We start from the raw sequence: 24063 nt of genomic DNA, 5'->3' as shown, positions 1-24063 counted from the left end.
ACAGGTTTATTGAACCGCCGCGCAGCGCATTCTAACGTGAGCGCGCTTCGCGCAAGCCAGGAACTTCTATGACTCAACGCCAATGGACTACGCGCCGCGACGATAAACAGGACCGCATGGCCCAGGTCGCGCCGTGGCTGGATGCCAAACAACTACCGGCCGACCGTATAACCGATGCGCTGTATGCGCTGATCGCGCCGGGCGATCGGGTGATCGCAGAAGGCAATAATCAGAAACAGGCCGATTTTCTCTCACGGGCACTGGCCGATCTTGATCCCGAGCGTGTGCACGATCTGCACATGATCCAGCCGAGCGTCGGCCGGCCCGAACATCTGGCCGTGTTCGAAAAAGGTATCGCCAGGAAACTGGACTTCGCCTTTTCCGGCACTCAGAGCCATCGCATCGGCGCGTTGATGATGGACGGCACGATCGAAGCCGGCGCGATTCATACCTACATCGAATTGTATGCACGCCTGTTTGTGGATCTCATTCCCAAGGTGGTGCTCACAGCCGCGTTCAAGGCCGACCGCGACGGCAATCTCTATACCGGGCCGTCGACCGAAGACACCCCGGCGCTGGTCGAGGCGGCTGCGTTTTCCGGCGGTATCGTGATTGCGCAGGCCAACGAGATCGTCGATGACGTCTCCCAGCTCGATCGCGTGGATATTCCAGGCTCCTGGGTGGATGTGGTGGTCCAGGCCGACAAGCCGTTTTATATCGAGCCGCTGTTCACCCGTGATCCGCGCCATATCACCGATGTACAGATCTTCATGGCGATGATGGCGCTCAAGGGCATCTATGCCGAGCACGGCGTGCAGTCGCTCAACCATGGCATCGGCTTCAACACCGCAGCGATCGAACTATTGCTGCCTACCTACGGTGAAAAGCTCGGTCTGCGCGGCAAGATTGCGAAAAACTGGGTGCTCAACCCGCATCCCACACTCATTCCGGCGATCGAATCCGGCTGGGTGGAGACGGTGCATTGCTTTGGCACCGAGCTGGGCATGGAAAACTATGTTGCCGCACGGCCTGATGTGTTCTTTACCGGTGCGGACGGCTCGCTACGCTCGAATCGTGCGTTCTGCCAGCTGGCTGGCCACTATGCGGCCGATATGTTCATCGGCTCCACGCTGCAGATGGACGGCGACGGCAATTCGTCGACGGTGACCACGTCGCGGGTGTCTGGCTTTGGTGGGGCGCCCAATCTGGGCTGCGACGCACGCGGTCGTCGTCATGCCACGCCGGCGTGGGCGAACCTCGCCCCGAGCGCGGACCCGATGGCGCGTGGCCGCAAGCTCGTCGTACAGATGGTGGAAACCTTCCAGGCCGGGCTGAAGCCGACATTCGTCGACAGCCTCGATGCGGTTACGGTGGCCGAAAAGGCCGGGCTGGATCTGGCGCCGGTGATGATCTACGGCGATGACACGACGCATCTGCTCACCGAAGAAGGCCTGGCCTATCTCTACAAGGCCGAATCGCTGGAAGAACGCCGCGCGATGATCGCGGCCGTGGCCGGCGTCACGCCCCTGGGCATGAGCGCGGACGCCGCCACCACGAAACGCCTGCGGGCGCAGGACAAGATCCGTACACCCGAAGATCTCGGCGTAAGACGTACCGAGGCCACGCGCTCGCAGCTGGCGGCCAGCAGCATTGCCGATCTGGTTGATTGGTCCGGCGGGCTTTATGAGCCGCCGGCACGCTTTCGGAGCTGGTAATGACACAACTGCATACAGCCGAAAACATACGCGCCGAAACGTTGCCGGCCATGCTCGCACGGGCGGCCAGCGACGCGCTGCGCGGCGAAGTCGATCTCACGCCCAAGCCGGGGCTAGTGGACCGTCGTGGCACCGGCGCGCATTCGGATATGAACCATGCCTTGATGCAGGCTTCGGTCGACGCGCTCGAAGTCGGCTTTCATGACATGGCCATGGCCGCGATCGACGAGCGCGATCCGTTTACCCTGCGCGCCGAGCTGGGTATTTTGGGCCGTGAAAGCGAGGCCCGCATGATGCTGGCCACCGGTGGAATCAATACCCACCGCGGCGCGATCTGGTGTCTCGGGTTAATCGTGGCTGCGTCGGCTATGCAACCGAGCCGCTGGCGCGCGAGCAGCTTGCTTGAACGAGTGGCCGCGATAGCCGCGATCGACGACCCGGTCGTCTCGCCGGCGCGACGCTCCAACGGTCAGCGCGCGGTACGCCGTTATCACGTGGCCGGCGCGCGCGGTGAAGCCTGCCGCGGATTTCCCCCCATACGCGATGCCGGCCTCGCGATGCTGCGGCGTGCGCGTAGCGTTGGATGCAGCGAACGCGTTGCCCGCTTGAACACACTGCTGGCGATCATGGCCGTGCTTGACGATACCTGTGTACTCAGCCGTGCCGGGCGCGCCGGTCTTACACGGGTTCAAGACGCTGCTACCGCGATCATCGACCACGGTGGCGTCGGCACGGTGTCGGGCGCGCGTGCGCTTGCCCGATTCGATCGCGAACTATTGGTCATGAATGCGTCGCCGGGCGGCAGTGCCGATCTGCTGGCCGCGACCCTGCTTATCGATGCGTTGGAAAGCGCGGCGGACCGTGCCTGGGGCCGGCACGCTGCAGGCGAACCATCCGCCAAGGAGAAAACATATGCAACGGTTATCGCTTGATTATCCGGCCGGCGAGCCGGCGGCCCAGCGTGCGCTGGCCGGGGTGGTGGGTTCCGGCGACTTGGAAGTACTGCTGGAACCGGCACAATCCGGGCGTTCGACGGTCGCGATCACGACATCGGTCGACGGCGTGAACGATATATGGACGGCGGTGATCGACCGCATTTTCGCCGATACCGATCAGCCCGCGGTCGCACTCGAAATCAATGATTTCGGTGCAACACCGGCGGTGGTGCGTTTGCGCATTGCGCAAGCCATGGAACAGGCCGCAAGCGGCCAGGGAAGTGCCTGATGGAAAGCGCGGAACTATTGCAACGTGAGAGCTTCGTGGAAAAGAACGCGCGTCAGCGGGTTCAACATCTTGTCGACGCCGGCACGCTGCGTGAGTTGCTGGATCCCTTCGAGCGACTGAGCTCGCCCTGGTTGGGCTTGCAGGACATCGTCACCCAGGCCGACGACGGCGTGGTGATCGCCCGCGGTAAGATCGACGGTGTGGCCGTGGTGGTCGCCGCGATCGAGCCGGCATTTCAGGGCGGTTCGATGGGCGAGGTCGGCGGCGCCAAGATTGCGGGTGCGCTGGAGCTGGCCCTCGAAGATGCGCGTGCCGGCAAACCGGTCGTGCCCGTGTTATTGCTCGAAACCGGCGGTGTGCGGTTACAGGAAGCCAACTGTGGTCTGGCCGCGATCGCCGAAATCCATGCGGCGATCGTGGCGCTGCGGGCGCACGTGCCGGTCATCGGCGTGATTAGTGGGCCGGTGGGCTGTTTCGGCGGCATGTCGATCGCGGCCGGTCTGTGTTCAACACTGATTGCGACGCGCGAAGCGCGGCTCGGACTCAACGGACCGCAGGTGATCGAACAGGAAGCCGGCGTGGACGAATTCGATTCGCGTGACCGGCCGATGATCTGGAGCCTGACCGGCGGCGCTCAACGGCATGCATGCCATCTCGTGGATAAGCTCTGCGATGACGATGCCGCCGAGATCCGTACGGCAATTGCGCGCGCGGTTGCGCAGCCTGTAGCCGACTTGCCGCGCACCCAGGCAGTGGACGCACATCTGGCGCAGCTACGCTCGCTGGACACAAGCCGTCGCGCTGACGCCGAATGGGCTCGCCAGGTCATGGCCCACGATATTCACGGCGCAGGAGATCCGTCATGAGTGCAACCGATCACGTTTCGCGCGGCGCCACGTGGCTTGCGGCGCTGACCGATAATGCATCGAAGGCCAAGGGTTTTCCGGCCAGCGTTCAGGTGGTCGATGCGCCGCTCGGCGAGTTGCCGGCCCGTTACATCGCGGTCGTTCCGGATACGGACAATGCGTATCCGCGTGCGGCCGGCGGTGAAGTCGGTCTGGTCGAAGGCTGGGCGTTGGCAAAGGCCGTGCGCGACATTGTGGCGGCGGATGCCGGCAACGAGCACAAGCGTGCTGTCGTTGCGGTGATCGATGTGCCCAGCCAGGCCTACGGTCGCACGGAAGAGGCGTTCGCTATTCATCAAGCGTTGGCGGCAGCGGCCGAAGCGTATGCGGCCGCACGCGAGGCCGGCCATCCGATCGTTGGATTGATCGTCGGCAAGGCGATGTCCGGTGCGTTTCTGGCCCACGGCTACCAGGCCAATCGATTGATCGCGCTCGATGATGCCGGAGTGCAGGTGCATGCGATGGGCAAGCAGGCCGCGGCGCGTATCACGCAGCGTACGGTCGAAGGCGTCGAGAAACTGGCCGAAACAATCACGCCGATGGCCTACGATATCGCCAGCTTCGACAAGCTAGGACTATTGTTTGCCCGCTTGTCGATAGGCGACGCCGATAAACCGGACGCTAACGACTTGCGCCAGGTTCGCACGACCTTGGACAAGGCGGTTGCGGATATCGGGGACGACGACAGCCTGGCATCGCGTTTGGACGCCGAAGGCCGTGCGGCCTCCGTCAAGGTGCGCGAGCGGCTACGGGCACAATGGGCCGGCGATTGAAGCAAACCGACTACAGTCGCGGGTGTTGCCGTGCGCCCGCGCGCCCGCACGACCTGCTCTGGACTCGGGCACAAAGTGCGGCTGACGACACGCCGGAATGGGCCCTGCCTGTTGTCGCGCACGGCGGGCCGTTCGTGGTGCGGCGTGCGCCGCGTGTCGCGGCTCGGATTCCCGTCGGCGTGCGTGGGCGACAACGCCAGGAGCGCTTTGCCATGACGATCGATCGCGACGCCGTCACGAAAATTGTGACACCGGAACAGTTGACTGCGCGAATCGCGCAACCCGCGGCGGAACGGCTCCGCGCAATTGCGGCGCTCGACGCGCTGCCGCAGCTGGCCGAAACGCTGGATTCACAGAACCTGTCGTGGGGCTTGACCGGTGCGGTCGGCTACGAGCTGGCCACCGGCCAGCCGGTTTGTCACACGGCATCGGATATCGACGTACTGTTACGTGTACCGCGGCCGATAACGCGGCTGGCCGCAAGAGAGATGATCGATTCGTTGGCGGCGCTAGCCCCGCGCTGCGATATTCAGATGGAAACGCCGTTGGGCGGGGTGGCGCTGGCGGACTGGGCCGCAGACAACGATCAGGTGTTGGTGAAAAGCGATCAGGGCCCGTTTCTCTATGCCGACCCGTGGCGCGAAGCCCCGCCCGTGCAATCCGCGTGCTACGCGGCCGGTAACTGATCGCGATGGGCGTCGTTTTTACGTTTCCGGGGCAGGGTGCGCAGCGCGCCGGCATGATTGCGGAGCTGCCTGACAGTGCCGCAGTGCACGATACGCTTGCAGAAACGGCCGACGTATTGGGTCGTGATGTTTCGACGCTGGACAACAGCGATGCACTCAAAGGTACCGAGACAACACAACTCGCGCTAACGGTGGTCGGGGTCGCCAGCGCGCGTCACCTGATCGCGGAGGCCGGCACGCCGGACGCGGCGATGGGACTGTCGATCGGCGCATGGCCGGCAGCGGTTATCGCCGGTGCGATCGGCTATGCCGATGCGCTCATTCTGGTGGCAGCGCGCGGACGGCTCATGGCCGAAGCCTATCCGCAAAGCTATGGCATGAGCGCGGTAATCGGGCTTGACGAAGATCGGGTTCAAGAACTGGCAGCCGATCTGTATAGCGACGATGCGCCGCTGTATGTGGGGAACGTGAACAGCGATACCCAGATCGTGGTGGCCGGGCGCGACGACGCGCTCGATCGTTTGGCGGAGGCCGCGACGGCAAAGGGCGCATCGCGGGTTCAACGCCTGGATATGGCGGTGCCGTCGCACTGTGCGCTTCTCGACGTGCCGGCCGAGCGACTGGCCGAGGCCGCAGCCGATACCACGTTTCACGCGCCGGCGTGCGCTTATTTCAGCGCCAATCGTCGACGCCGGCTCTGGCAGGCCGACGATATACGCGACGATCTGGTTTATAACATGGCCCGTACGGTGTACTGGGCGGCCAGTGCGCGCATCGTGCACGAGTCGGGTTATGAACTGGCAGTGGAAATGCCGCCTGCGCGCGTGCTGACTCGTCTGCACCCGGCGATGGAAGGCCCCGGCGAGGCCGTGGCCGTGATCGATGCCGGCTGGCATAATGCCGCGGCCCTGATCTGGCGCGCGCACACTTCGGCTGACTGAGTCGTCGCGCTTCGCGCGCTGCCCATTGGCTGCGTGCTTCGCAGTCCAAGGAGCCGCCTGCATGGCAACGTCCCTCGAGAGCCGCGCGGCTTACTTCGTATTCATCGCCGTGCTCGGCATGCTGACTGCCGTCGCGCCGTTATCGATCGACATGTATCTGCCAGCGATGCCGGGGCTGGCCCGCCAGTTCGATGTCGACGCGGCCTATGTCCAATACAGCCTCAGCCTGTTCTTCGTGGGTCTGGCTGCAGGGCAACTCACCTACGGCCCGTTGTCGGATCGCTACGGGCGCCTGCCCATTCTGTATTTCGGCCTGAGCCTTTATCTGCTCGCTTCGATCGCCTGTGCGCTATCGGATTCAGTCGGCATGCTCATCGTGTCGCGCGCTGTGCAGGGCTTCGGTGCGGCGGCCGGCCCGGTGATGTCACGGGCGATCGTGCGCGATCGTTTTCATGGCTCGAAAGCGGCGAGCGTGATGTCGTTCGTGGTGATGGTGATGGCCACGGCGCCACTGCTTGCCCCGATCATCGGCGGGCTGGTTCTCAAGCTCGCCGCGTGGCAGGGCATTTTCTGGCTGCTGTGTTTCTACTCGTTCTTGTGTCTGATTGCGTTGACCGTCCTTCTGGGCGAATCGCATGCACATGAACGCCGCACCCGGGACCGCAGCCTCGGCGCCCAGTATCTCGGTTATCTTTCGTTGCTCAAGCGGGGCCCGGTCGCGTTGTTCCTGCTGTGCGGCGGGCTGATGTTCGGCGCGCTTTTCTCATATGTGGCGGCGAGTTCGTTCGTTTATATCGATCAGTTCGGTGTGGATGAATCGCTGTTCGGCTTTTACTTCGGGGCCAATGTCTTTGCCATGCTGATCGGGACCGCCACCAACGGCCGACTGGTGATGTATTTTGGCTATCGCGCACTTCTTGGCGTAGCGGTGCTGAACACGCTGGTCTGTTCGTTCGTCTTGCTGGCAACCACGTTCAGCGGCTTTGGTGGCTTCTGGGGTGTGGCCATACCGTTGTTCTTTCTGCTATCGACCGTCGGCGTGGCCGGGGCGAATACGGTCGCCGGGCTGTTGGATATGGCACCCGATGCGGCGGGCGCCGCCTCGGCATTATTCGGTGTGGTGCAGTTTTCCTGCGGCGCGATCGCGACCTGGCTGGTCGGTCTGCTCGGCGGCGATGCGGCCGCCATGGCGATCGTAATGTGCCTGGCTTCGGCCGGCTCGACTCTGGCTTATATTCTTCTACGTCTGTTCACAAGCGCCTCGGTTGATCAGGCTTAGCTCAAGCGCGAAAGCACCAAGGCCTTGTCGAAAGACACGCGTTGTTTGAGGCAGGTTGGCCCGCGTTATCCGCCGCTATGGCGGGATCGCGGAGATCAGAAGGCGACGATCAGCCCCATACCGAAAGCGATATCGTCGCGAAAATCGCTATCGGTCTTGATCAGACGGTCGTCGTTGAGACCCAGCCCACCCTGGAGGGCGACACGCTGATTGATCCAGTTCTGTTTCATGAAGCCGCGCAGGCCATATTCCGACTTGAACAGGTTGTAGCTTTCCACTTCGGGTGCGTGTTCGCGGAATTCGCTGACATCAAGCGGGTTGGGTTCTGCCGTAGCAGCCGCCACGGCTTCATCGACCGAGGGCTCGTCGGTATCACCATGTAAAGAGGACGGAACTTGCAGATCGAGCGGATCATCCCGTTCGTCGTTTTCCACGAAAGCGCCGGCTGTTTCTGCGTCGACGCCCTGGGTCGAAGCCTGGTGTTTGCGCACTCTGCTCTCGTGGGTGTTGCCATGGTCGACCAACTGGGTCGAGCCATCCAGGCGCAGTTCCAGCTTCGCCACACCAGACCGTGTATCCGGCGACGGCGAATCGCCGAGCGGCGGTGACGAGGCGGCCGGATCGCGATGTCCGTCTTCGGCGACGGTTGGCGTCGGCGTAGTCGATGGATTGGTGCGGTCCGAAGACTGCCCATACCACCATGTTCCGGCCACGAGCGAACCTGCCGTCGTTAGCGACAGCAGAAGAATGATTCGAGGTCCGAATTTGCGTGGCGTTGTCATCGCTTCGTCCATGACAGAGTCGTCAAAGAAGCAGGGCGTCCCGTACCGTCGTAGGCCATGGATATCATCGCGCGAATACGCGCTTTGCACAATACATGCCGGTACGACAGCCAGCCCGGCATACGACCGGGCTGGCCAGACTCACAGGTGAGATCGGTCAGGGCTATTGCGAAGCCGCATATAGCGCCCCTGGGCGGCTAGACCTCGACGTTGAGCGCTACGTCGATATTACCGCGCGTGGCGTTCGAGTACGGGCAAACCTGGTGGGCGGCCTCGACGAGCTTGTCTGCTTGGTCCTTATCCATACCCGGTAGCGAAATGTTGAGCGTGACTTCGATACCGAAGGCCTCGCCGCTGGGGCCGATACCGACTTCGCCAGTGACGCTCAGGTCCTGCGGCAGTGAGACCTTCTGCTTGCCGGCGACGACCTTCATCGCACCGATAAAGCAGGCGGAGTAGCCGGCTGCGAACAGCTGCTCCGGGTTGGTGCCATCGCCGCCCGCGCCGCCCAGCGCTTTGGGTGTGGTCAGCTTGAGGTCGATCTGATCGTCGGCGCTTGTAGCGCGACCGTCGCGCCCGCCGGTTGCTTTAGCTTGTGCGCGATAGAGGACTTTATCTACGGCCATTTTTATTTCCTAAGTATGGGTTATCTCGCTTATAAATATTGTGTGTGCGCAATCTTATTCAAGCTCAAGCTGCTGCCGCCGATCCGGATTGAGTCAAGGGTGTTCGAATATTCGGAATCGGATCGGGACCGCCCGGTGTAACGTAATGCCAACCCTGCATCGCGCTGGGGCAATGGGCCGTATTCGATACACAGGCCGCTAGAATTGGGCGTCTGGCCGGGGATCGGGCATCGGCATGCGGCGGCAGAAGGGGTACTGCGGGATGGTGAAGGCTTTTCGACAAACCGGTCCGGAACGCGGCATGTGCGTGGTCGATGTTCGTCGGCGTATCGTGCAGGCCAACACGCCGCTCGCCCGGCTGCTCGGCAAGGATCGGCCAAGCGAGGTTGTGGGCCAGGCGCTTAATCGATTCCTGAACACGGATATCGACAAGGTGCTGGACCGGGCGCGAAGACGCCGAGCGCCGGTCGCAATCAATTTGCGTACGGTGCCGCGTATCGGGGCGGGGCGGAAGGTGCCGGCGTTCATCGCGTTTCACGAGGTCAACGCCGGTAACCCGCGCCGGTCGAGCGCGGTTGTGGTGATCACCCCGCGCGCTTTCGGCGACCATATCGCCACCACGTCTTACTCCCAGCGGCTCGAGATCGCTCTCGATGTCGGTGCGCTTGGCGCCTGGGGAATGGATCTGCGCACTGGCGAAGCCTGGCGGACCGACCGGCACGATCGAATTTTCGGCTACACCCAGAGCTTGCCGCGTTGGTCGTACGAAAAGTTTATCGAACATGTGGTGCCGGAAGACCGCGGTCGCGTTAACCGCACCTTTGAAGAGGCAGCGGACGCCAAAACGCGCTGGGTATTCGATTGCCGTATCGTGCGCAAGGACGGCGAAACCCGCTGGATATCGATCCAGGGCGGTTTCGAGGACGACGCCCAGGGTGCGCCGAAGGCCATGTTCGGTGTGGTTTGCGACATTACGGATCGCAAGCGTGCCGAGGAGCAGGTCGAGTTTCTTGCCTACTACGACTCGTTGACCCAGCTGCCCAATCGACGGCTGCTCGACGACCGGCTGGAACATGCCTTGCTGCACGCCCGGCGTAACGGGCGACTGGGCGTTGTTCTGTTTCTCGACCTGGACGACTTCAAGTCGGTCAACGATACCCAGGGACATCAGGTCGGCGACGAGATGCTCGTCGAAGTGGCCAGCCGTCTGCGCGATTGTCTACGCCCAGGGGATACGGTGGCCCGCTTCGGCGGCGACGAATTCGTGGTGGTACTCGAGGATATCGGCCGGAATAGCGATGAGGCCGTTGCCTCGGCTCGCGAGGTCGCGCAGATCATACGAACCACACTGCTCGCGCCCTACGAGCTGTCAGCGCGCGAACGACGACATACGAGCTGCAGTATCGGCACCGTTATCTTCGGCGACTGTCAGTCCGAGCCTTCGGTCCTTCTGCGCCAGGCGGACCTGGCGATGTATCGCGCCAAAGCGGCAGGTGGCAATACCGTGCGGGCGTACGAGCCGGAAATGCAGGCGGCGATCGACACCCGGGTAGCGCTCGAGCGCGATATTCAGCAGGGCATCGAAAACGACGAGTTCGTGTTGCACTACCAGCCGCAGCTAAACCTGCAGGACAACACGATCAAGGCCGAGGCGCTGTTGCGATGGCAGCACCCGAAACGGGGGCTGCTCTATCCCGGCGAGTTCATTCCCACGGTCGAAGCGTCCGGACTGATCCTCCCGCTTGGTCGCTGGGTATTGCAAAACGCCTGTCAACGTCTGGGCGAATGGCGCGATATCGAACCCATGGCATCGATCTCGATTGCCGTGAACGTGAGCGCGCGCCAGTTCCATGCCCCGGGTTTCATCGATGATATAACAACCGCGATCGCGCAGTTCGGTGTCGATCCCAGGCGGCTGGTGGTCGAACTTACCGAAAGCGTGTTGCTCGACAGTGTGGACAAAGCCCGGGCGATCATGGCCGAGCTTACGGTACGTGGCATTCGGTTTGCGCTCGATGACTTCGGTACCGGTTATTCATCGCTTTACTATCTCAAGCGGCTGCCGTTGCATCAGCTCAAGATCGATCGACGCTTCGTGTGCGGGGTGTTGTCCGACACCCACGACGCAGCGATCGTGCACACCATCATTACGCTCGCTCAAGCCATGGGTATGGAGGTGGTGGCAGAAGGCGTCGAGTGTGCCGCTACCCGTGATTTTCTGATTGCTCATGCCTGCGTTCAACAGCAGGGCTTTTGGTTCAGTCATGCCTTATGCGCCGACATGTTCGCGCATTACGTACGCGCCAATCCGTTCGAGCAGGCGCTGGCAGCGGGTTCGGCGGACCCCTGAAGTGCTGTTCGCCGCGCGACTTGGCTAGACCGTAAGCGGCTAAAGACATTCTTCGAAAAGCGTGAGCAGCCGCTTGTAATGGCGTGCGTCCGCGTTCGCGTTGTAAACCGGAGCGTCCTTGGAAGTATAGCCATGGCTCGCGCCTTTATAGAGTTCGGTGCAGAAATGCACGCCGGCCCTGGCCAGTGCTTCATCCAGCCGCGCGATCTGCGCCGGCGGCAAAAGCGTATCGCCGTCGGCATGACCTAAGTAAACCTGAGCCTGGATCGAATCGACATCGTGTACCGGGCTGTCCGGGTCGTCGGCCTGGGCGAGGTTCGCGGAATGAAATCCTGCGGCCGCTGCAACGCGTTCGGGATGATGGGCGGCCATACGCAATGCGAAGGCGCCGGTCATGCAACAGCCCACCACACCGACGTTCGACGTATCGAATTCGGGCTCGCCGTCGATGCCTGCAAGCCAGACATCGAAATCAAGGCGCTGTGCTGCCGGAGTGAGATGGGCCGCGTATGCGAACAGCGTGGGGCGTACGTCTTCATCACGAAACGATTTGCCCTCTGGCACGACCGAGCCCCAGGCGTCACGGTAATAGACATTGGGCATAAGCACGGCATAACCGCCATCGGCGACGATCTGTGCCTTTTCGTAATAACAGTCGCGCAGGCCGCCGATATCGGTTAGCAGGATCACCGCAGGCAAGGCAGCGGTTGCGCCTGCCGGCGTAAAAACGTGCGCATCGATCGTTCCCGCGGCCGCTTCAACTTCGATCGCTCGGTTCATAAGGCGAATATCTTTTCGGACTGAATGAACACGGCATTTCTACGTCGCCGAACTGCTGTCCGCAAGCGATCAATTTATGGGCTGCGTTGGGCGGCGAGATATCGCGCAGTACGCAGACAAAGACGCTCTGAACTATGTGCGAGACCTGTCTGCGATGCCTCGCATATCAAGAGCAGCGACCCATACTTTTGCGCTAAAGGGCCGCTAGCGAACGCCCCGCGGGGTACGCCGCGAGTGTATCGGCGGCGTTCAGCCAACCACGCGATTACGACCATCCAGCTTGGCACGGTAAAGATTCTCATCTGCCCGATGCAGCAGTGCCTCGAGCGGTTCGTCGGCCGTATCCGCAACCGCAATCCCGATACTGGCGGTCAGCCGTAATACGGTATGCCGATGTTGACATTCCAGAACCTCGACGGCGTCGCGCATGCGTTCCGCCAATTGTCGTGCCTCGGCATGTGGCGTTTCTGGCAGCAGCACACAGAATTCTTCACCGCCCAGTCTGCAGGCGAGATCGCTGCGGCGCAGCTGTTTGACCATCGTCTTGGCTATGGCGCGTAAAACAGCATCGCCGGTGTCGTGGCCGTGGGCGTCGTTGATGCGTTTGAAATAGTCAAGATCGAGCATCAGCAGCGAAAGCGGCAGACGCTTTGCCATCATAAGCCGAGCATAGCTTTGTTCGAGTTGCGAACGGTTGGCCAGTCCGGTCAGCGAGTCGGTCAACGCCATCGTGGACAGTTGCGTTTCGGCCTCTGCGCGGCTGGCTTCATAGACATGAGACAGTAGATAGCTGCATGCCGTCACAGTCACGATATTCGCGACCGAACCCGGATTGGTAAGTAACGGGTCCGAACCGAACCGCCATACGAAAATTGCAGCCGACAGGGGGACGAAAACCCCGCACAACACGCCGCCCCAGAATCTGCCGAGCAAAAGATGGGCAACCACCGGCATGATCAGTACCCATCCGAATACCGACACCGAGGTGGCAGGCGTAACCAGCGCATACGTCGTGCCGCTGTAGAGCACGATCAGATAGCTCAGCGTCCAGCGCTGCAGGTTCGGTGTGCGCTTCATAACGGGAAGAAGCCAAAGTGCGAACCCGGTAACTGCGATTTCGACCGACATCAGGAGGTATTTGCCAGCCGCGAAGTTGAGCGCAATGAAGATGCAGCCGAATAGGGCAGTGCATACAAGCAACACGCGCATCAAGGCGCGGCGGTGGCGCTGGGCGAGCGTGTCGCCGGTATCGATGAGCTCGCTCATCTCGCTGGCTTTATCGGCTGGCCACTCGCTGCCGACGATCGGCGCCAGAGAGCACTGGGCGCACAAATCGCGTCATGCGTTGCCACGCTTGCACGAAATTCGCCTCGGTGGCGTGGCTTGCTGCCACCATCTCCGCGTTTACCCACGACGCCATCCCCCCGGTTGTCGCCCGAAAATCTTTGTTACCGACCGGCCCCGGTTTGAGTATGCCCCGACATATCCGGCGTCACCAGCGCTGAGCCACGCGTGACCTCGAAGGTACTCAAGATCGCGTACACGGCGATGCGCCGAACAATCGAGTTTGGTTCACGCGCGTGGTGTGCTTAATCTGACCTGTTTTTTGGCGTTACGGAGTTCGTGATGGGTCGTTATCCACATACCCCCGATGGGCGCTATTTCGTTGCGAAAGGTCGGCTTTGGCGCTGCAGTGATCCAACTCTGGAGCCGGCGCGACGCGGGGCGAGTTTGCATACGGCGCGTATTCGATTTATCGCCCGGTTGGGCGACGATTTCGACGCCGGGTTAATATGGCAGAATGCATACGATATCCGACAACCTGCGGTTGGATAAGCGTCGCGCGCTGCCGGACGAGATCGCATTTCTGCGCGCGAAATATCCGGCACCCCAGTGGGCTACACACGGCAACTACGGCGAACTGGCGGCGTTCTGGTTGCAGGTCCACGATGCGTTACGCGAAGAAGGACGCGCGCTTGGCCAGGCCACGGAAGACTTCCGTGAGGGGCGTACGGATATGGCCGCCTTTCAGCGCGTTTTCGCCGTGCGTCTGCGCGGTTATCTGCAACATCTGGAAGGCCACCACCGGATCGAGGATGCGCATTATTTTCCCCGCTTTCGTCGCCTCGACGAGCGTTTGGTTTACGGATTCGATCTGCTCGAAAACGATCACGAAATCATCCATGGGCAGTTGCTCGCCGTCGTGGAAAGCGCACAGGCGTTCATGCAGGATCTCGCACGCGGCGGCGATGCCATGCGCTACGGCGCGGATGCCTATGCCGAACGTGCCGGCCGCTTACTCGCCTTGCTCGAACAGCACCTGGCCGACGAAGAAGAAATAGTGATCCCGACAATTCTGGAACACAGCGAACGCCCGTTTCGGTAAGCCTTGTCAGTCGTTCTGTGCTTGCTGCGTGAGCTTGAGCCAGCGGCCGGGCGGAATGCCGTAGGCATCGGTGAATTGGCGCGTCATATGACTTTGGTCGGCAAATCCGGCGTCGAACGCGGCGTCTGCCAGCGTTTGCCCGGCACGCAGGCGACGTTTGCAGCGCTCCAGCCGACGCATGGTCAGGTAGCGGTAGGGACTGGTGCCGAACAGAACCCGGAAATCGCGAGACAGGCGCCAGCGGTTCTGTCCGCTGACGGCCTCGAGCTGGCCGAGCGTTATCGAGCGTTGCGTGGTGTCGTCGATAAATGCGCGCACGCGCTGCGCGGCTGGATAGTCGAAACGCCTGGGCGCCGGGCGTGCGCCGGCGTGTGCGTTCATGGCGCTGGCAAGATCGAACAGGGCGTCGTCTTCCTCGAATGTTTCCAGCGGGCTATCGATATGGCGCAACAACCGCACAACGCTTTCGGCCATGCGCGTATCGGTCGTAATGCCGCCCGGGAGAAACGGCAGCGGCTGGCCGCCCAGCATGTCCTGAAAGACGTTCGGCGGGCTGTGCCGGTGGACGCCGCGATAGTGAAAGCTCTGAACGCCGGCGAGCGTAATGCCCACGGCATACGTATCGTGGCGATGCGGGTCGTAGGCATGGCCGCCGAAATATGCCTCGAGCCGTTCCAGGCGCGGTGTCTGGGAATGGACGAACCAATCCTTGTTGGTAGCAGAGCCGTTCATGAGGCAATGGCCGGTGTGGCAATAAAGAAATCGTAGACCATCGAGCAGGCGACCAGCACGAGTACGATCGCCATCGTCTTGTTTGCTGCGGCCATAACGCGACGATTTGTGATTCTACGCCCTGCAAAACGCCCAAGCAGGGCATAGGCGGCCGGTGCGCCGATTGCGCCGAGCGAAATCAGCAGGCCGTAAACGAGTATCGCGCCGCCGGTGATGTCCGCAGCCGGGAACATGACCGTCGTGACCGGCAATACCAGTACCCAGCCTTTTGGGTTGAGTAGCTGTAGACCATAACCCTCACGAAATCGCAGCTGTACACCGGGCGGCCCGGAGGCTTGCCAATCGGCGGGGGCGGTGAACACGTGATAGGCGAGATAGAGAATATAGGCGCTACCGGCGAGGGCGAAATAGAGCAGCAAGGCGGTTTTTACGACGGCTGCACCGACATAGCCCAGCACGACGAACACGCTCAGCATGGCTGAACCCACGCCAACGCAGTACCCGATCAACACAAGCAATGCGCCGCGCAAACCGGCGTTGAACGCCAGCAGGTTGACTGGCCCCGGTGAATACATCACACAAAATGTGTAGACAGCGATTTCCATGGTCGGCGACTTGGCGGCGATACGAGCAATGGAAAGAGCCTAGAACGCGGCGGTAGCCGGTTCTTGAACAATCGTGCAACGCGTGAGCGGTGGTGTGTCGTGTGGCTTCAATCGGCGCTGGCAGGCTGGTATTGCCAGAGTGTCGCCGGTGGCCAGTTACGATTGACACGCTTGAAACGGCGGGCGCAATAGCCCCAGCGCGACAAGGCCCGCCGGCGAATGGGCGAACCGGGCAGGTAGGTGATCTGGGTAAAGGTCGCGCCGGGTAGTGCACGCGAAAAGCAGCCGTCGAGCACGCGTTTCTGATCGGTTCGTGAGAAATGCAGAATGGGCAATGTCGACACGATCGCTGCGACCCGATCGATGCCGTGTGCGTCGAACAATGCGTCGAGCGCGCGTGCATCGCCCTGGACGATGCCGGTATGGCCAAAGCGTTGTTTGAGCAAGACGACGAGCGCGTGATCGTACTCCACGATACACAGACGGCTGCGATCGCATCCTGCATCGATCATGGCACCGGTAATCGGCCCGGTGCCCGCGCCGAGCTCGACGATATGGCCGTCGCGAGGCGCTGCGTCGAGCGCATCGACATAAGCCTGCGCGACGGCCGTGCCCGTTGGCGTCCAGGTTGCTATCTGGCGTGGCTTGGTCAGCCATAGCCGTAGGAGAAGCCGCGTGTCCGACATGAACAATACACCGGAAGAAAATGCGCACCCTGGATAGCAGGTGTAAATGACCAGTGCATGACGCTGCGAGCCGTCATCGGCGCGTCACCGAGCGGTCATTTCGGTATCACATGATGGTCGGAGAATCGCTGTCGTTGATTCGCGACCGAGACGGTGGTCATGACCGCAACGACGACAACGCACGCAACCGAAGCACGCCGTGCACGCTTCTACTACACGTTCGCCCGTACCCAGGACGCGATCGACGACAGTCTCGCGCTTCGTTATCGCGTCTTCGTCCAGGAAATGGGCGCGCGGGCGAGTCTGGCCGGCAATGGTCTCGAAGCGGATGGAATGGACGGTTTCTGTCTGCACCTGCTGGTGCGTGATGCGCGCGACGGGCGTACGGTGGCGAGCACCCGAATCCTGACCCATGAAGCCGCGATCGCGGCCGGCGGGTTCTACTCGGCCAGCGAGTTCGATCTGGATGCCGTACTGGCTTGTCGCGGTCGCTTTCTCGAGATCGGTCGTACCTGTGTGGATGCCGCCTATCGGCGCAGCCCGGCGATGCCGGTACTCTGGGCAGGCATCGCCGATCTGATTCGGGCCGATCGATACGATCATCTCATTGGCTGTGCGAGCATCGACCTGCGCGAGGGCCTCGCCTGTGCTCATGCGATCTATCGCCAGATCTGGGCGCGGCAACCCGCTGACCCGGATCGCTGCGTACGTCCGCTTATGGCACTGCCGCCTGCGAATGCGCCGCTCGACCGGGCCGTATGTCTGCCGCCTCTGATCAAGGCGTATTTAAGAGTGGGCGCATGTGTGGGCGGGCCGCCGTGTCACGACCCGGACTTCAACGTCGCAGATGTGTTCATGCATCTGGATCTCAACCGCCTGACGCCACGCTACGCGCGCCGTTTTCTCGGAAAGCCACTGAGCGAAGGCCGGCGTGCAGCGACTCGCCTGTCGGCCTGAAGCGTAGCCACGTGATGATTTACCTGGTTTACCTGCTGCGCAGCGAGCTTCCGCCGCCCCGGCGATAACCGGCGCGCCCGCGGGTGGCGCAGTGGAGCAGAGTGCGTATAATAGCTGCACTATACACATATATAGTCGCGCGCACGCCCGCGTGCGCCGTCTTCTGCAGGCCCATCCTCCATGTCTTCAAATGCTTTTCTGGCACGGCCCGGTGTCGTGCTGCTGCTTGCGGTCACGACCGTCGGCTTCGGCCTCGCGCTTTATGCTTATTTCGCACCGCTAACCGGTGTCACGGCAACACTCGGTGCGCTGGTCGCGATTCTTACGAGTGCAGTACTGGTTTTGTTCGCGTTCTTGCTAGCCACGCTTCATCCAGGCGGCATGCGTCGTTTTGTGTTCGTCTTGACCGTTATCGGGCTTGGCGGCAACGCCTTTGCTGGCGCGCTTCTGCACGAATGGTGGCTCTGCGGTGCGATGTTGACCGGGCTCGTCGGGCTCGGTGCCGATGCGCTTGGTGCAGGCGGCCATAACGCACAGGTGCACTCATGATTCGCCGCCCATCTACACTGCCCACGGCCGGCCTGAAATACATCGCGGGTACCGGCTTGCTGCTGATGAGCGCGCTTTCGGGGATGACCTTTGCGCAGCCACCGGACTCGTCCGACAGTCAGTCGTCGAGGGTCGAGAGTGTACCCGCACCTTCGGCCAGGCCCGGGGTGCCAACCGAGCCCACCTGGGACAGCTTCCACGGCCAGCTCAATGCCCAGAAATACAGCCCGCTCACGCAGATCACGGCTGACAACGTTGGCACGTTGGAAAAGGTATGGGAATTCCATACCGGCGACGTGTCCGACGGCAGCGGCGACATACCGGCGACGGTCTGGTCGGCCACGCCTATCTTTGCCAACGACACGATCTATATCGGTACGCCGTTCTACCGCCTGATTGCCCTTGACCCGGCAACCGGCGAACAGAAATGGGCGTTCGATACCCATACCCAGAAAGAGGCGTTGACCCAGCCAGTACTCAAAAACCGCGGCGTTTCCTACTGGGCGGCAGACAACCCGATCGAGGGCGAGGCCTGCCAGAAGATGGTCTATATGGGCACCATGGATGCGCGGTTGTTCGCACTCGATGCCGATACGGGCGAAAAATGTCCGAATTTCGCCGACAACGGCGTACTCGACGTTAATCAGTGGAACAACACCCACGCCGAGTGGCCGTTGTCGCTACTCCAGCCGCCCACGGTGGTGGGAGACCACCTGCTACTGGGCTGGGCCGGCAAGGACTGGGCGCTGGAGCAGGCGCCGCCTGGCACCGTCTTCTCGATCAATGCCCGTACCGGTAAGCGCGAATGGACGTTCCAGGCGCTTTCCGACGATATGCGCGAAAAGAGTGGCACGGCGAATGTGTGGACGCATATGTCGGCCGATGAAGAACTCGGTCTGGTCTACCTACCCGTATCGTCACCGTCTCCCAATTTCTGGGGGGGCAATCGCCAAGAGAAGGCGCCCCTAGCCACGTCGACGACCGCGCTCGATATCGAGACCGGCAAAGTCGTATGGTCGCGTCAGTGGGTGCATCACGATGTCTGGGACTACGACATCAACGCCGCACCCACGCTCATGGATATAACGGTCGACGGCGAACAGATTCCGGCGCTCATTCAGGCCACGAAGATGGGTTTTCTGTTCGTGGTCAACCGTGAGACCGGCGAAGATATATGGCCCATTGTAGAACGCCCCGTGCCCGGCGGCGATGGTTCGGTCGAAGGCGAGATTTATTCGCCAACCCAGCCATTTCCGACCAAGCCCGCGCCGTTGCTGGACCAGACCAAGAAACCGCCGGTCTGGAAGCTCGCGGATATCGTCGGCGGCGGGCAATGCTCGCGCCTTTGGGACCAACTCGACTACCGCGGTATGTACACGCCGCCGACCACGAAAGGCGAGGGCGCGCTGACCTATCCGGATAGCTCCGGTGGCGTGCAATGGGGCGGTGTTGCGTTCGACCCGGACAGCCAGACGGCCGTAGTGAATACCTCCCATATCGTTCAGTACGTCAAACTCTATAACCGCGAAGACTACGAAAAGGCCGATACCGGTTCAGGCAATGAAAGCGGTTTCTCGCCGCAGACCGGCGCGCCTTACGGCATGCGTTTGAAAGTGGCGATGAACTGGCTTGGCATGCCCTGCTGGCAGCCGCCGTTTGGCGAGCTGGTAGCACTGGACATGCATACCGGCAACGTGAAATGGCGTCGGCCGGTGGGCGCTTCGCAGCAATACGGCTTTTTCATGCCGGAAAAATGGGGTTCGCCCACTATCGGCGGGCCGGCCGTTACCGCGGGCGGCGTGGTGTTCATCGGTGCATCGATGGATGCCAAGCTGCGGGCATATTCGCTCGAAACCGGCGAACAGCTCTGGTCCGATCAGGCCCAGGCGCCTGCGGTCGCCAACCCGTCGGTCTATGAATATCAGGGCCGGCAGTATGTGGCGTTCGTTGCCGGTGGTAACACCATTCTCAAGGATCAGGTCGGCGATCAGGTGGTCGTCTACGCGCTGCCCGAAGAGTAGCGCGCTTGGCGCGATCAATAGCGATAGGACTTGTCGCTATCGACCTTCAACGGCCCGCCTTTGCGGCGGGCCGGTCTGTATGCGAATACGCGGTGCCTTGGTGAAGGCGCCAGGTGCTTACTCCACGCGTTGTGCAATCGCGTCGAGGCCGGCACGAAATACGCCGTCGGCGACCGTGTCGACCGTGGCACGGGCATCCTCCGCGGGGACTTCGAATTCGGCTTTCCATACCACCAGACTCGCCGCCTCTTCGGTGATCGGGATCACGTCGATCGTCGCATCGTAAGCCGTCACCGGCATGGGTGATTCGAGGATCACGTAGCGCAGGTGACGATCGGCATCTGACAGGGCAGTCAGCCGTTCGCGGATATGGCCGCCATCGGCCAGATGAAAACTGCGCACGCAGCCGATCGAATCGGCCGCACGCCCGTCCTCGATTTCGCTATCGGTAATAGCGGGATGCCAGTCCGGCATGCCGTTGAAATCGCGTAGCACGGCCCAGACGACATCGGCATCGGCACGAATTACACGACTGATAAAAATACGTTCCATAACAAGCTCCTGAATCAACGGTCGGAGGTGTCGACTTTCAGGTCGACGAAGCGGCGGGTCTGTTCGGTCAAGGCCTGTTCCACCGGCAGGCGTTCCATGCTGCTGGCACCATAGAATCCATGGCAGCCGGGGCAGCGCGACAACACATACTCGGCATCTTCGGGTTGGGCGATCGGGCCGCCGTGACAGAGTACGATCACGTCGTCGCGCACCGCGCGGGCGGCGTCGCCCCATTCATTGACGCGTTCCACCGCGCCGTCGAGGTCCACGCCCGTCTCGGCGCCGATGCTGCCGCCGGTGGTCAGCCCCATGTGGCAGACCACGATATCGGCGCCGGCTTCTGCCATGGCGGTGGCGTCGTTACTGGAGAAGACATAGGGCGTAGTCAGCAGGTCCGCCGCACGCGCACGGCCGATCATGTCCACTTCCAGGTCATAGCCCATGCCGGTTTCTTCGAGATTGGTGCGAAATGTGCCGTCGATCAGCCCCACGGTCGGGAAGTTCTGTACGCCGGCAAAGCCGATGCTCTTGAGCCGGTCGAGAAACACGTCCATGGAAACGAACGGGTCGGTGGCATTGACGCCGGCGAGCACCGGTGTGTGCTTGACCACCGGCAACACTTCGCGCGCCATGTCGACCACGATTTCATTCGCATTGCCATAGGCCAGCAGGCCGGCGAGCGAGCCGCGCCCGGCCATGCGATAACGCCCGGAATTGTAGATCACGATCAGATCGATGCCGCCGGCTTCTTCGCATTTGGCCGACAGGCCGGTACCGGCGCCGCCACCGACGATTGGCCGACCGTCACGGATCTTGGCGCGCAGGCTGTCGAGGATCGATTGGCGTTCAGGACGGGACATGGGGGCACCCTTGGTATCGCAGGTGCCGGCGACCAGTACGGTAGTCATCGCGTCTCCTTTTTTGGGTGCACGATACCACTTCATGAACCGGCGCTCGGTATCGACCGCGCCAGCGCTAAAACGTCGGTGGTTATGCCCCGGTCGATCGATGAAGCGATTACCATGCAGGCATGCATCGATTCGCTCTACAGCCGGCGTGCCACGCTAGGCCTTCAGCACAAGCATCGCGTCTATTGCGGTGTGCGTTGTTCTGGAGTCTGTTGCTGTGGGCGGCGACGGGCCAGAGCGCGGGCGGCCGCAACGCGCTGGACGCAATTGTCGAACGTGCCGGCAATCTGGAGCGAACGCATACGCTGCTCGTGGCAGTTGACGGCGAAACCGTCGTGGCACGCGGTTTTCGCGGTCACGACGTGGACACCACGGCCAATATCAAGTCGCTGTCGAAGACATGGATGGCCACGCTGGTGGGGGCAGCTATCGACCGCGGCATGATCGAAAGCGTCGACCAGCCGATCGGCGAGCTGCTGGGCCCGCGCATGCCGCACGGCGCCGATGAACGTGTGGCACGGATCACGGTCGGCCAGCTGTTGTCGATGCAGTCCGGACTGGAACGCACCTCCGGCGCCAACTACGGCAGCTGGGTAGCCAGCCGCGACTGGGTCGCCAACGCGTTGCAACGCCCGTTTGTCGCAGAACCGGGTACGCGCATGCTTTATTCGACCGGCAATACCCATGTGCTGTCCGCAATACTCACCCGGGCCAGTGGGCGCAGCACGCTGGCGCTGATGCGCGACTGGCTCGGCAAGCCGCTGGGGATCGATATCCCGCCGTGGACGCGTGATCCGCAGGGTATTTATTTCGGCGGCAACGAAATGGGCATGACCCCGCATGCACTGTTGGTATTCGGCGAAATGATTCGCCGTGGCGGACGGGTGGGCGAGCAACAGGTCATATCTCGGGACTGGATCGAGTCCAGCTGGCGCGGCCGCACCCGATCGATCTACACCGGCGACGCCTACGGCTACGGTTGGTTCACGACCGATCTCGCCGGGGTCACCGCCCATTACGGGCGCGGCTATGGCGGACAGGTCTTGTTCGTTGTGCCCGAGCGGCAGATGACCGTCGTGATGACCTCCGATCCGACGCCGCCCTCGGACGGCCGTTATTTCGGCCGTCAGGCCGAGATCGTCGAGGCGCTGATCGAAGCGGACTGAGCCGACGTTGTTCTGCGTCGCCGCCCGCGGTGCAACGCTTCGCTATCATACGCAGCCGATGGGTTTTTAAGACGTATAGCATGCATAGCCAGGACACGGAATTGTCGTTTGTTTGCCTCGGTACCGGTCGGGGCGCGACTACTGTTTACAGCGGCGAGCCGAGCAGCGCGATCGCGTTGCGTGTGGGCACGCGCTGCGTGCTGCTCGTGGATATCGGCTTTGGTGTCGTGCGGGCCTGTCGGCAGTGGCTGGGCGAGATTCCGGACACGATTCTCGTCACCCACAACCACAGCGATCATGCGGCCGAACTGCCCGTGGTGCTGGCCGCCGAAGCCGGCGCTTCGCGGCGCCTGCGCGTGGCAGCCGAACCGCGGGTCGGTTCGGTGTTGAAACAGCATCGGCTGCATGAGCTGAACAGCACCGGCGAGCCGCTGACTGCCTTCTGTGATTGGATCGATACCCCGGTCGACGAGCGCTGGTCCGTCACGCCGCGTTTGTCGTTGCGTCTACTGCGCGCGCGCCATAGCGAGCCGTGTTTCGGTTTTGTCGCCTACGACGACGCGCAGCCGATACTGGCCTATGGCGGCGACTCGGCGGTCGACCCGGGGTATTACGACCAGCTGTTCGTGGCACCTAACGTCATCCTCGATGCACGCGCCACCGGCAACGACGAACATGCCGATTTCGATGCGGTGGCAGACTACGTTGCCGCGCATCCCGCCAACCGCGTATGGATCACCGGTTACGGTCGTCCCGATCAGGCGCCGCAAGACATGACGCCGATTTTCCCGGGCGACGTGGTCACGCTGAGCCAGCGCGCCTCATGAACAGCGCGCGCCTGGTCGAATGGCTCGTGGTCTGGGTCTATCGTCTTTCGCCCTATGCCTGGCTCGATGCCGGCATGGCGCGTATGGAGCGTCGCGACCACGGTCGCTGGCGGCAGGCGCGCTATGTCGCGTCCGAGTGTTATATCGTCGGTTGGCTGGTGCTATCGGTTTTGTTGTGGTGGCAGGCGTCTGAGCTGCCGGCCTGGCTCGCGTGGCCGGTTTTGCTTCGGATAGCCGGCATTCTCAACAAGGAGATCGGGGTGGTGTTGTTCGGTCGCTGCAAGATCACGCCCGGCCGAATTGTAGCCGCCACTGGCCGGACGATCGTGCTCGCGCTGGAGAACTATGCGACCGCCGCGCTACTGATGGCGTTCGTCTACACGAAAATGGGGCGCTTCCATCTGCCAAACGGTGAATCCGGCGTGCTGGACGGCGGCCATGCGCTGGTTCAGTCGTTATCCGTCCAGTTTTCGATGAGCGGGGCCTACCGGCCATTGGACCTGGATACATGGGTGCTGGTGATGGCGCAGAGTGGGTTCAGCTTTCTGTTCAGCCTGATCGTTATTTCGCTGTTCGTGTCGTTGTTGGATATCGGCTCGGATCGACATTGAGG

Annotated in this window: 25 protein-coding genes; 16 read left to right on the top strand and 9 right to left on the bottom strand. The window is 62.1% G+C overall.

Features of this window, described 5'->3' with window-relative positions; all coding sequences use genetic code 11:
• The first annotated feature begins 68 nt into the window (after positions 1-68).
• The 8 genes from mdcA to SSPSH_RS07310 all read left to right on the top strand — a co-directional run bounded on the left by mdcA (position 69) and on the right by SSPSH_RS07310 (position 7523).
• Positions 69-1715, top strand: coding sequence for a malonate decarboxylase subunit alpha (gene mdcA, locus SSPSH_RS07345; RefSeq protein WP_021031557.1), 1647 nt, complete (start codon positions 69-71; stop codon positions 1713-1715).
• On the top strand, positions 1715-2647 hold the full coding sequence (locus SSPSH_RS07340) for a triphosphoribosyl-dephospho-CoA synthase (RefSeq protein WP_006915524.1): 933 nt from the start codon (positions 1715-1717) through the stop codon (positions 2645-2647). The genes mdcA and SSPSH_RS07340 overlap by 1 nt, the downstream gene beginning before the upstream one ends.
• Complete coding sequence (locus tag SSPSH_RS07335) at positions 2628-2939, top strand: malonate decarboxylase subunit delta (protein WP_006915525.1); 312 nt, start codon at positions 2628-2630, stop codon at positions 2937-2939. The genes SSPSH_RS07340 and SSPSH_RS07335 overlap by 20 nt, the downstream gene beginning before the upstream one ends.
• Positions 2936-3805: a biotin-independent malonate decarboxylase subunit beta gene (locus SSPSH_RS07330; protein ID WP_051339777.1), complete on the top strand. Its 870-nt coding sequence runs from the start codon at positions 2936-2938 to the stop codon at positions 3803-3805. The genes SSPSH_RS07335 and SSPSH_RS07330 overlap by 4 nt, the downstream gene beginning before the upstream one ends.
• Positions 3802-4617, top strand: coding sequence for a biotin-independent malonate decarboxylase subunit gamma (gene mdcE, locus SSPSH_RS07325; protein ID WP_006915527.1), 816 nt, complete (start codon positions 3802-3804; stop codon positions 4615-4617). Before SSPSH_RS07330 ends, mdcE begins: the two co-directional genes overlap by 4 nt.
• Positions 4614-5303 carry a malonate decarboxylase holo-ACP synthase gene (locus tag SSPSH_RS07320; RefSeq protein ID WP_161627818.1) on the top strand — a complete coding sequence of 230 codons (690 nt, stop codon included), beginning with the start codon at positions 4614-4616 and terminating at the stop codon, positions 5301-5303. The genes mdcE and SSPSH_RS07320 overlap by 4 nt, the downstream gene beginning before the upstream one ends.
• A gap of 5 nt (positions 5304-5308) precedes the next feature.
• Complete coding sequence (locus tag SSPSH_RS07315; protein ID WP_006915529.1) at positions 5309-6244, top strand: ACP S-malonyltransferase; 936 nt, start codon at positions 5309-5311, stop codon at positions 6242-6244.
• A 61-nt stretch (positions 6245-6305) separates the two neighbouring features.
• On the top strand, positions 6306-7523 hold the full coding sequence (locus SSPSH_RS07310) for a Bcr/CflA family multidrug efflux MFS transporter (RefSeq protein WP_006915530.1): 1218 nt from the start codon (positions 6306-6308) through the stop codon (positions 7521-7523).
• 95 nt (positions 7524-7618) lie between these two features.
• On the opposite strand, the gene SSPSH_RS07305 is transcribed toward SSPSH_RS07310, so the two are convergent.
• Complete coding sequence (locus SSPSH_RS07305) at positions 7619-8236, bottom strand: hypothetical protein (protein ID WP_152522756.1); 618 nt, start codon at positions 8234-8236, stop codon at positions 7619-7621.
• Between the two features lie 266 nt (positions 8237-8502).
• Positions 8503-8931 (bottom strand): organic hydroperoxide resistance protein, encoded by a 429-nt coding sequence (locus SSPSH_RS07300; protein ID WP_006915532.1) that lies wholly within the window; start codon positions 8929-8931, stop codon positions 8503-8505.
• Positions 8932-9193: 262 nt separating this feature from the next.
• Here SSPSH_RS07300 and SSPSH_RS07295 point away from each other — a divergent pair, with 262 nt between their 5' ends.
• Positions 9194-11281 carry a putative bifunctional diguanylate cyclase/phosphodiesterase gene (locus SSPSH_RS07295; protein ID WP_006915533.1) on the top strand — a complete coding sequence of 696 codons (2088 nt, stop codon included), beginning with the start codon at positions 9194-9196 and terminating at the stop codon, positions 11279-11281.
• 39 nt (positions 11282-11320) lie between these two features.
• On the opposite strand, the gene SSPSH_RS07290 is transcribed toward SSPSH_RS07295, so the two are convergent.
• Both SSPSH_RS07290 and SSPSH_RS07285 read right to left on the bottom strand, forming a co-directional pair.
• Positions 11321-12061 (bottom strand): dienelactone hydrolase family protein, encoded by a 741-nt coding sequence (locus tag SSPSH_RS07290; RefSeq protein WP_006915534.1) that lies wholly within the window; start codon positions 12059-12061, stop codon positions 11321-11323.
• Between the two features lie 249 nt (positions 12062-12310).
• Positions 12311-13327, bottom strand: coding sequence for a GGDEF domain-containing protein (locus SSPSH_RS07285; protein WP_021031554.1), 1017 nt, complete (start codon positions 13325-13327; stop codon positions 12311-12313).
• 535 nt (positions 13328-13862) lie between these two features.
• On the opposite strand from SSPSH_RS07285, the gene SSPSH_RS07280 reads away from it, so the two are divergent.
• Positions 13863-14447: a hemerythrin domain-containing protein gene (locus tag SSPSH_RS07280; RefSeq protein WP_006915536.1), complete on the top strand. Its 585-nt coding sequence runs from the start codon at positions 13863-13865 to the stop codon at positions 14445-14447.
• Between the two features lie 6 nt (positions 14448-14453).
• On the opposite strand, the gene SSPSH_RS07275 is transcribed toward SSPSH_RS07280, so the two are convergent.
• The 3 genes from SSPSH_RS07275 to SSPSH_RS07265 all read right to left on the bottom strand — a co-directional run bounded on the left by SSPSH_RS07275 (position 14454) and on the right by SSPSH_RS07265 (position 16470).
• Positions 14454-15179, bottom strand: a complete 726-nt coding sequence (locus SSPSH_RS07275) for a helix-turn-helix domain-containing protein (RefSeq protein ID WP_006915537.1) — start codon at positions 15177-15179, stop codon at positions 14454-14456.
• Positions 15176-15784: a LysE family translocator gene (locus SSPSH_RS07270; RefSeq protein WP_006915538.1), complete on the bottom strand. Its 609-nt coding sequence runs from the start codon at positions 15782-15784 to the stop codon at positions 15176-15178. Before SSPSH_RS07270 ends, SSPSH_RS07275 begins: the two co-directional genes overlap by 4 nt.
• Before the next feature lie 107 nt (positions 15785-15891).
• The gene (locus SSPSH_RS07265) at positions 15892-16470 is read right to left on the bottom strand and encodes a class I SAM-dependent methyltransferase (RefSeq protein WP_006915539.1); all 579 of its coding nucleotides are present in this window, start codon (positions 16468-16470) and stop codon (positions 15892-15894) included.
• A 159-nt stretch (positions 16471-16629) separates the two neighbouring features.
• On the opposite strand from SSPSH_RS07265, the gene SSPSH_RS07260 reads away from it, so the two are divergent.
• The 3 genes from SSPSH_RS07260 (at position 16630) to SSPSH_RS07250 (ending at position 19997) form a co-directional block, all read left to right on the top strand.
• Positions 16630-17427, top strand: a complete 798-nt coding sequence (locus SSPSH_RS07260) for a GNAT family N-acetyltransferase (protein ID WP_006915540.1) — start codon at positions 16630-16632, stop codon at positions 17425-17427.
• A gap of 180 nt (positions 17428-17607) precedes the next feature.
• Positions 17608-17976, top strand: coding sequence for a hypothetical protein (locus tag SSPSH_RS07255; protein ID WP_006915541.1), 369 nt, complete (start codon positions 17608-17610; stop codon positions 17974-17976).
• Entirely contained in the window at positions 17973-19997 is a 2025-nt protein-coding gene (locus tag SSPSH_RS07250; RefSeq protein ID WP_006915542.1) for a pyrroloquinoline quinone-dependent dehydrogenase, read from the top strand. The genes SSPSH_RS07255 and SSPSH_RS07250 overlap by 4 nt, the downstream gene beginning before the upstream one ends.
• Positions 19998-20114: 117 nt before the next feature.
• Here the strand turns inward: SSPSH_RS07250 and SSPSH_RS07245 are convergent, their stop codons facing one another.
• Together SSPSH_RS07245 and SSPSH_RS07240 are read right to left on the bottom strand one after the other, a co-directional pair.
• Positions 20115-20549 (bottom strand): SRPBCC family protein, encoded by a 435-nt coding sequence (locus SSPSH_RS07245; RefSeq protein WP_006915543.1) that lies wholly within the window; start codon positions 20547-20549, stop codon positions 20115-20117.
• Between the two features lie 14 nt (positions 20550-20563).
• Positions 20564-21409 (bottom strand): phosphoenolpyruvate hydrolase family protein, encoded by an 846-nt coding sequence (locus SSPSH_RS07240; RefSeq protein ID WP_040607725.1) that lies wholly within the window; start codon positions 21407-21409, stop codon positions 20564-20566.
• A gap of 245 nt (positions 21410-21654) precedes the next feature.
• Here SSPSH_RS07240 and SSPSH_RS07235 point away from each other — a divergent pair, with 245 nt between their 5' ends.
• The 3 genes from SSPSH_RS07235 to SSPSH_RS07225 all read left to right on the top strand — a co-directional run bounded on the left by SSPSH_RS07235 (position 21655) and on the right by SSPSH_RS07225 (position 24061).
• Positions 21655-22623: a serine hydrolase domain-containing protein gene (locus SSPSH_RS07235; protein ID WP_084623495.1), complete on the top strand. Its 969-nt coding sequence runs from the start codon at positions 21655-21657 to the stop codon at positions 22621-22623.
• 80 nt (positions 22624-22703) lie between these two features.
• Positions 22704-23450: an MBL fold metallo-hydrolase gene (locus SSPSH_RS07230; RefSeq protein ID WP_021031552.1), complete on the top strand. Its 747-nt coding sequence runs from the start codon at positions 22704-22706 to the stop codon at positions 23448-23450.
• Positions 23447-24061, top strand: coding sequence for a hypothetical protein (locus tag SSPSH_RS07225; RefSeq protein ID WP_006915547.1), 615 nt, complete (start codon positions 23447-23449; stop codon positions 24059-24061). The genes SSPSH_RS07230 and SSPSH_RS07225 overlap by 4 nt, the downstream gene beginning before the upstream one ends.
• Positions 24062-24063: the final 2 nt, after the last annotated feature.

It is taken from the genome of Salinisphaera shabanensis E1L3A, from assembly GCF_000215955.2.
Lineage (GTDB): Bacteria > Pseudomonadota > Gammaproteobacteria > Nevskiales > Salinisphaeraceae > Salinisphaera > Salinisphaera shabanensis.
This window is presented reverse-complemented; position numbering and strand designations above follow the sequence as displayed.

Excerpts from the sequence above, each read along its gene's own strand:
- SSPSH_RS07265 (WP_006915539.1), bottom strand. The coding sequence starts at position 16,470 with ATGTCGGACACGCGGCTTCTCCTACGGCTATGGCTGACCAAGCCACGC.
- SSPSH_RS07335 (WP_006915525.1), top strand. The coding sequence starts at position 2,628 with ATGCAACGGTTATCGCTTGATTATCCGGCCGGCGAGCCGGCGGCCCAG.
- SSPSH_RS07280 (WP_006915536.1), top strand. The coding sequence starts at position 13,863 with ATGCATACGATATCCGACAACCTGCGGTTGGATAAGCGTCGCGCGCTG.
- SSPSH_RS07250 (WP_006915542.1), top strand. The coding sequence starts at position 17,973 with ATGATTCGCCGCCCATCTACACTGCCCACGGCCGGCCTGAAATACATC.
- SSPSH_RS07340 (WP_006915524.1), top strand. The coding sequence starts at position 1,715 with ATGACACAACTGCATACAGCCGAAAACATACGCGCCGAAACGTTGCCG.
- SSPSH_RS07300 (WP_006915532.1), bottom strand. The coding sequence starts at position 8,931 with ATGGCCGTAGATAAAGTCCTCTATCGCGCACAAGCTAAAGCAACCGGC.
- SSPSH_RS07270 (WP_006915538.1), bottom strand. The coding sequence starts at position 15,784 with ATGGAAATCGCTGTCTACACATTTTGTGTGATGTATTCACCGGGGCCA.
- mdcE (WP_006915527.1), top strand. The coding sequence starts at position 3,802 with ATGAGTGCAACCGATCACGTTTCGCGCGGCGCCACGTGGCTTGCGGCG.
- SSPSH_RS07230 (WP_021031552.1), top strand. The coding sequence starts at position 22,704 with ATGCATAGCCAGGACACGGAATTGTCGTTTGTTTGCCTCGGTACCGGT.
- SSPSH_RS07245 (WP_006915543.1), bottom strand. The coding sequence starts at position 20,549 with ATGGAACGTATTTTTATCAGTCGTGTAATTCGTGCCGATGCCGATGTC.
- SSPSH_RS07295 (WP_006915533.1), top strand. The coding sequence starts at position 9,194 with ATGGTGAAGGCTTTTCGACAAACCGGTCCGGAACGCGGCATGTGCGTG.
- SSPSH_RS07315 (WP_006915529.1), top strand. The coding sequence starts at position 5,309 with ATGGGCGTCGTTTTTACGTTTCCGGGGCAGGGTGCGCAGCGCGCCGGC.
- SSPSH_RS07275 (WP_006915537.1), bottom strand. The coding sequence starts at position 15,179 with ATGAACGGCTCTGCTACCAACAAGGATTGGTTCGTCCATTCCCAGACA.
- SSPSH_RS07260 (WP_006915540.1), top strand. The coding sequence starts at position 16,630 with ATGACCGCAACGACGACAACGCACGCAACCGAAGCACGCCGTGCACGC.
- SSPSH_RS07225 (WP_006915547.1), top strand. The coding sequence starts at position 23,447 with ATGAACAGCGCGCGCCTGGTCGAATGGCTCGTGGTCTGGGTCTATCGT.
- SSPSH_RS07285 (WP_021031554.1), bottom strand. The coding sequence starts at position 13,327 with ATGAGCGAGCTCATCGATACCGGCGACACGCTCGCCCAGCGCCACCGC.
- SSPSH_RS07310 (WP_006915530.1), top strand. The coding sequence starts at position 6,306 with ATGGCAACGTCCCTCGAGAGCCGCGCGGCTTACTTCGTATTCATCGCC.
- SSPSH_RS07255 (WP_006915541.1), top strand. The coding sequence starts at position 17,608 with ATGTCTTCAAATGCTTTTCTGGCACGGCCCGGTGTCGTGCTGCTGCTT.
- SSPSH_RS07290 (WP_006915534.1), bottom strand. The coding sequence starts at position 12,061 with ATGAACCGAGCGATCGAAGTTGAAGCGGCCGCGGGAACGATCGATGCG.
- mdcA (WP_021031557.1), top strand. The coding sequence starts at position 69 with ATGACTCAACGCCAATGGACTACGCGCCGCGACGATAAACAGGACCGC.
- SSPSH_RS07240 (WP_040607725.1), bottom strand. The coding sequence starts at position 21,409 with ATGTCCCGTCCTGAACGCCAATCGATCCTCGACAGCCTGCGCGCCAAG.